Annotated in this window: 5 protein-coding genes and 1 pseudogene; all 6 read right to left on the minus strand. The window is 65.9% G+C overall.

What is annotated here, in order from left to right; genetic code table 11:
• Nucleotide 1: 1 nt before the first annotated feature.
• Nucleotides 2–1729 carry an ABC transporter substrate-binding protein gene (locus ACEVQ6_RS23270; RefSeq protein ID WP_374891427.1) on the minus strand — a complete coding sequence of 576 codons (1728 nt, stop codon included), beginning with the start codon at nt 1727–1729 and terminating at the stop codon, nt 2–4.
• A 156-nt stretch (nt 1730–1885) separates the two neighbouring features.
• Complete coding sequence (locus ACEVQ6_RS23275; RefSeq protein ID WP_374891428.1) at nt 1886–2308, minus strand: DUF2160 domain-containing protein; 423 nt, start codon at nt 2306–2308, stop codon at nt 1886–1888.
• 19 nt (nt 2309–2327) lie between these two features.
• Nucleotides 2328–3110 (minus strand): annotated as a pseudogene (locus tag ACEVQ6_RS23280) (carbohydrate ABC transporter permease); the annotation flags it as partial.
• A 155-nt stretch (nt 3111–3265) separates the two neighbouring features.
• Nucleotides 3266–4132, minus strand: a complete 867-nt coding sequence (locus ACEVQ6_RS23285) for a carbohydrate ABC transporter permease (protein ID WP_374891429.1) — start codon at nt 4130–4132, stop codon at nt 3266–3268.
• Nucleotide 4133: 1 nt separating this feature from the next.
• Nucleotides 4134–5207, minus strand: coding sequence for an ABC transporter ATP-binding protein (locus ACEVQ6_RS23290; RefSeq protein WP_374891430.1), 1074 nt, complete (start codon nt 5205–5207; stop codon nt 4134–4136).
• 11 nt (nt 5208–5218) lie between these two features.
• A partial coding sequence (locus tag ACEVQ6_RS23295; protein ID WP_374891431.1) for an ABC transporter ATP-binding protein occupies nt 5219–6271 on the minus strand: 1053 nt, incomplete at its 5' end.

Genomic DNA, 6271 nt, shown 5'->3' on the forward strand with positions numbered 1-6271 from the left:
CTTACTGTTTTGTCCAAGATTTGACGAGTTCGTCGTAGTTTACGGTGATGGGTTTTTCCTTTTCGTTTTCGATCTTGAGCTGCGGAGCGAGGTTGCCCTTTGCGACGGCGTCCTTGTTCCAGTATTCGAGATCGTGCTCCTCGGCGAGCTTGGGTCCGATGTCGCCCTGGATGCCGGAGCGTTCGATGCGGGAGAGGACCTTCTCCTGCTCGGCGCAGAGTGAGTCCATGGCTTCCTGCGGGGTCTTCTGGCCGGAGGAGGCGTCGCCGATCGCCTGCCACCAGAGCTGGGCGAGCTTCGGGTAGTCGGGCACGTTGGTGCCGGTCGGCGACCATTGCAGGCGGGCGGGCGAGCGGTAGAACTCGACGAGACCGCCGAGCTTGGGCGCGCGCTCGGTGAACGACTTGTGGTCGAGGGTGGACTGGCGGATGAAGGTGAGGCCGACATGGCTCTTCTTCACGTCGACGGTCTTGGAGGTGACGAACTGGGCGTAGAGCCAGGCGGCCTTGGCGCGGTCGTCGGGGGTCGACTTCAGGATGGTCCAGGAGCCGGCGTCCTGGTAGCCGAGCTTCATGCCGTCCTTCCAGTAGACGCCGTGGGGCGAGGGGGCCATGCGCCACTTCGGCGTGCCGTCCTCGTTGACGACGGGCAGGCCTTCCTTGACGGTGTCGGCGGTGAAGACGGTGTACCAGAAGATCTGCTGGGCGATGTTGCCCTGGGCGGGGATCGGTCCGGCCTCGCCGAAGGTCATGCCCTGCGCTTCCGGCGGCGCGTACTTCTTCAGCCAGTCGAGATACTTCTCGATCGAGTAGACCGAGGCGGGTCCGTTGGTGTCGCCGCCGCGCGCGACGCAGGAGCCGACCGGACGGGCGTTCTCGTCGACCTTGATGCCCCATTCGTCGACCGGCAGGCCGTTCGGGATGCCCTTGTCGCCGTTGCCGGCCATCGACAGCCAGGCGTCGGTGAAGCGCCAGCCGAGCGAGGGGTCCTTCTTGCCGTAGTCCATGTGGCCGTAGACCTTCTTGCCGTCGATCTCGCGGCCGGTGAAGAACTCGGCGATGTCCTCATAGGCCGACCAGTTGACCGGCACGCCGAGGTCGTAGCCGTACTTCGCCTTGAAGTCGGCCTTGTTCTTCTCGTCGTTGAACCAGTCGTAGCGGAACCAGTAGAGGTTCGAGAACTGCTGGTCGGGAAGCTGGTAGAGCTCCTTGTCGGGGGCGGTGGTGAAGGACTTGCCGATGAAGTCGTCGATGTCGAGGTTGGGGTTGGTGACGTCCTTGCCCTCGTTGGCCATCCACTTGGTCAGCGAGCGGGCCTGCTGGTAGCGCCAGTGGGTGCCGATCAGGTCACTGTCGTTGATATAGGCGTCGTAGATGTTCTCGCCCGACTGCATCTGGGTCTGCAGCTTCTCGACGACGTCGCCCTCGCCGATGAGGTCATGGGTGACCTTGATGCCGGTGATGGCGGTGAAGGCCGGGGCGAGCACCTTGGATTCGTATTCATGGGTGACGATGGTCTCGGAGACCACCTTGATGTCCATGCCGGCGAAGGGCTTGGCGGCATCGATGAACCACTGCATCTCGGCCTCCTGGCCGGCGCGGTCGAGCGACGACATGTCGCCGGGCAGCTCGGCGTCGAGGAACTTCTTCGCCGCCTCCATGTCGGCATGGGCGATGCCGGTCAGCGCCAGAAGCATGACCGCCGTCGTGGTAAGCAAGTGCTTTCGCATGATGTCCTCCTCCTTAGAGTCTTTGCGAACTGCGTGAGCGGGCGGCCGGCTCCTCCCGGCCCTGCCCGTCGTCCCCTTGAAGCCTTCCGGCGGCGCCGGAAGGGATTGCGGTGGCGCGGGCGGCCTCGCCCGCGCGGAAGGAAGGCGCGCGCCGCGTCAGACGAGGCGGAACACGGCGAGCGCATAGACGAGCGACAGGAGCGTCGCCCACCACAGGTTCGCCCCGACCGCGCCGAGCCAGGCGAGATGGATGAAGGCGGAACCGAGCAGCGAGATGAACAGCCGGTCGCCGCGCGTCGTCTCGAAGCGCAGGATGCCGACGCGCGGGCTGCCGCCCGGGCGGGCATATTCCCACACCGCCATCAGCGCGATGATGGCGAAGATCGTCAGGAAGAACAGGGCGCCGGGAAAGGACCAGGCCATCCAGCCCCCGGGAAACAGCGAGGCGTACCAGTCGCGCACCCCGTCCTTGACCGGCAGCCGGGCCGCGAGCAGCACGACGGCGGCGAGATAGACGGAAAGCACGACGATGAGCGCGATCGGCCAGCGCCTGTTGCGGTTGGTCACGGCGGTCGTCATCGGGGGATCCCTTTCCTCTTCAGACCCGGCCGAGGGCGAAGCCCTTGGCGATGTAGTTGCGCACGAAGTAGATGACCAGCGCGCCGGGGATGATGGTGAGCGCGCCGGCGGCCGCCAGCACCCCCCAGTCCATGCCCGACGCCGAGACCGTGCGCGTCATGATCGCGGCGATCGGCTTGGCGTCCGTCGTCGTCAGCGTGCGCGCGATCAGCAGCTCCACCCACGAGAACATGAAGCAGAAGAAGGCCGCCACCCCGATGCCGCTCGCGATCAGCGGCACGAAGATCTTCACGAAGAACTTCGGGAAGGAATAGCCGTCGATATAGGCGGTCTCGTCGATCTCCTTCGGCACGCCCGACATGAAGCCTTCCAGGATCCACACCGCCAGCGGCACGTTGAACAGGCAGTGGGCGATCGCCACCGCGATATGGGTGTCGATCAGGCCGAAGGCGGAATAGAGCTGGAAGAAGGGCAGGGCGAAGACCGCCGGCGGCGCCATGCGGTTGGTGAGCAGCCAGAAGAACAGGTGCTTGTCGCCCAAGAAACGGTAGCGCGAGAAGGCATAGGCCGCGGGCAGCGCGACGGCCACCGACAGAACCGTGTTCATGACGACGTAGAGGATCGAGTTGATGTAGCCGGAATACCAGGAATAGTCGCTGAAGATGACGGCGTAGTTGCGCAGCGTCGGTGCGGCCGGCCACAGCGACACCGAGTTCATGATCTCCGTGTTCGTCTTGAAGCTCATGTTGACGAGCCAGTAGATCGGCAGCATCAGGAAGACGATGTAGAGGGTCGGCACGAGGAAGGCGAGGCTGCGCCTCTCCTTGGGCCGTGCCGCGAAGGCCACATTCGTGGCGGCATTCGCCGCCGCGCCCGTGGCCACCTGTGCGGTGCTGGCGCCCGTGGCGGCGGAGGTGAGAGTCGTGGTGTTCGTCTGGCTCATGGTTCTCTCCTCCCTCAGCCTTGCGCGTCGCTGTTGGTCATGACCGTGTAGAAGATCCACGACAGAAGCAGGATGATCAGGAAGTAGATGATCGACATGGCGGCGGCGGGCCCGAGGTCGAACTGGCCGATCGCCATCTTGACGAGGTCGATCGAGAGGAAGCTCGTCGAGGTGCCCGGGCCGCCGCCGGTGACGACGAAGGGCTCGGTGTAGATCATGAATGAGTCCATGAACCGGAGCAGGAAGGCGATCAAAAGCACCCGCTTCATCTTCGGCAGCTGGATGTAGCGGAACACCGAGAGCCGCGAGGCGCCGTCGATGCGCGCCGCCTGGTAATAGGCGTCGGGGATCGAGACCAGGCCGGCATAGGCGAGCAGCACGACGAGGCTCGTCCAGTGCCAGACGTCCATGACGACGACGGTGATCCAGGCATGGAGCGGATCGGCGGCATAGTTGAAGGGAATGCCGAGGCTTGCCAGCCCGTAGCCGATCAGCCCGATGTCGGAGCGGCAGAGCAGCTGCCAGATCGTGCCGACGACGTTCCATGGGATCAACAGCGGCAGCGCCATCAGCACCAGGCAGACCGGCACGCCGAGGCCGCGGCGCGGCATGGTCAGCGCGATCAGGATGCCGAGCGGGATCTCGATCGCCAGGATGATCGCCGAGAAGGCGAGGTTGCGCAGGAGCGAGTCCCAGAAGCGGCTCGAATCGAGCACTTCCGCGAACCATTCCGTCCCGGCCCAGAAGAACTCGTTGTTGCCGAACGTGTCCTGCACCGAATAGTTGACCACCGTCATCAGCGGGATCACCGCCGAAAACGCCACCAGCACCACCACCGGCAGCACCATGAACCAGGCCTTGTTGTTGAAGGTCTTGCCCATCTCAGCGAGCCTCCCCGCTCACGCGCCAGCTGTCGGCATAGATGTTGATGCCGGCCGGATCGAAGGAAAGCCGCGGCTCGGCCGGGATCTCGCCGTCCTCCTTGACGATGACGGCGATCGGCCTGCCGGAAAACGTCGCCCGCACGATCTTCTGCCGGCCGATGTCCTCGACCTTGTCGACCGTCACGGCCATCCCCTCGCGCGAAAGCCGCAGGAACTCGGGGCGGATGCCGAGCTCGCTCTTCGCCCCCGCCGGGATTTTTGGCGCGAAGCCGAGCTCGATCGCCTCGCTGCCGATCACCGCGCGCGATCCCTCGATCGCCGCCGCCATCACGTTCATCCCCGGCGAGCCGATGAAATAGCCGACGAAGGTGTGGCTCGGCCGCTCGAACAGCTCCGCCGGCGTGCCGATCTGCACGATCTCGCCGTCATACATCACCACCACCTTGTCGGCGAAGGTCAGCGCCTCGGTCTGGTCGTGGGTGACGTAGACCATGGTGAAGCCCGACTGGCGGTGCAGCCGCTTCAACTGCGACCGGAGCACCCACTTCATGTGCGGATCGATGACCGTCAGCGGCTCGTCGAAGAGGATGGCGTTGACGTCGGAGCGCACCAGCCCGCGCCCGAGCGAGATCTTCTGCTTCTGGTCGGCCGTCAGCCCGCGCGCCTTCCTCCCCGCCCGGTCGGAAAGCCCGGTCATCTCGAGAATGTCGGTGACCCGGCGCTTCACCTCGGCCTCCGCCACGCCGCGGTTGCGTAAGGGGAAGGCGAGGTTGTCGAAGACGGTCATCGTGTCGTAGACGACCGGGAACTGGAACACCTGGGCGATGTTGCGCGCCTCCGTCGGCAGGTGCGTCACGTCGCGCCCGTCGAACAGGATGCGGCCCTCCGACGGCTGCACCAGGCCGGAGATGATGTTGAGCAGCGTGGTCTTGCCGCAGCCCGACGGCCCGAGCAGCGCATAGGCGCCGCCGTCCGTCCATTCGTGGTGCACTTCCTTCAGCGCGTAGTCGTTCGGGTTGGAGGGCCTCAGCCCGTAGGCGTGGCGGATGTGGTCGAGCGTGATGCGGGCCATGGTCGTCTCCCTCAGGCCGCCGCGCGCGCGGCCGCGGCCCCGATCGCCCGCCCGTCCGGCGCAAACGCCATCAGGTGGCGCGTGTCGAGCGCGACCGTCACCGCCGTGTCCGGCTCGATGTCGTGGATGCCGTGTTCCAGCATGACGAAGCGTCCACCGGCGCAGTCGACATGGATGAAGCTTTCCGAACCGGCGATCTCGCTCACCACCACCCGGGCGGCAAGCGGCGCGGCAAAGGGCGCGGCCGTGCCGCCGGACAGCGACAGGTGGTGCGGCTGGAAGGCGACCGTCACCGGACCGTCGGCGATCCCCGCAAGATGCGCCGGCACCGGCAGCACTGGCGCCGAGCCGCCCGAGCCCGAACCCGAACCCGAGACGAACTGCCCGCCCGCCTTCACCACGTCGAGCGTGTTCAGCGGCGGGTCGGCGAACGTCCTTGCCGTGACGAGGTCGGCCGGCCGGCGGTAGACGTCGACGGTGCGCCCGAACTGGGTGATCCGTCCCTCGCTCAGCGTCGCCGTGTTGCCGCCCAAGAGCAGCGCCTCCGACGGTTCCGTCGTCGCATAGACGAAGATCGAGCCGGCGGCCGAGAAGATCTTCGGCAGCTCCTCGCGCAACTCCTCGCGCAGCTTGTAGTCGAGGTTCGCCAAGGGCTCGTCGAGCAGAACCAGGCTCGCATTCTTCACGATCGCCCGCGCCAGCGCCGTCCTCTGCTGCTGCCCGCCCGAAAGGCTGAGCGGCGTGCGCTCGAGATAAGGCGAAAGCCGCATCAGCTCCGCCGCCTTCCTCACCTCCCGGTCGATCGTCGCCTGGTCCTTGCCCGCGATCCTGAGCGGCGAGGCGATGTTCTCGTAGACCGTCATCGCCGGATAGTTGATGAACTGCTGGTACACCATCGCAACGTTGCGGTCCCGCACCGGAACCCCCGTCACGTCCCGCCCGTCAAACCGCACCGTCCCCGCCGTCGGCCGGTCAAGCCCCGCCATCAGCCGCATCAACGACGTCTTCCCCGACAAGGTCGGTCCCAGAAGAACGTTCAGGCTCCCACGCTCAAGCACAAGATC

It is taken from the genome of Ensifer soli (assembly GCF_041928815.1).
GTDB lineage: Bacteria > Pseudomonadota > Alphaproteobacteria > Rhizobiales > Rhizobiaceae > JBHFEI01.

Coding starts and splice junctions, on each gene's coding strand:
- ACEVQ6_RS23270 (WP_374891427.1), bottom strand. CDS start 1,729: ATGCGAAAGCACTTGCTTACCACGACGGCGGTCATGCTTCTGGCGCTG.
- ACEVQ6_RS23275 (WP_374891428.1), bottom strand. CDS start 2,308: ATGACGACCGCCGTGACCAACCGCAACAGGCGCTGGCCGATCGCGCTC.
- ACEVQ6_RS23285 (WP_374891429.1), bottom strand. CDS start 4,132: ATGGGCAAGACCTTCAACAACAAGGCCTGGTTCATGGTGCTGCCGGTG.
- ACEVQ6_RS23290 (WP_374891430.1), bottom strand. CDS start 5,207: ATGGCCCGCATCACGCTCGACCACATCCGCCACGCCTACGGGCTGAGG.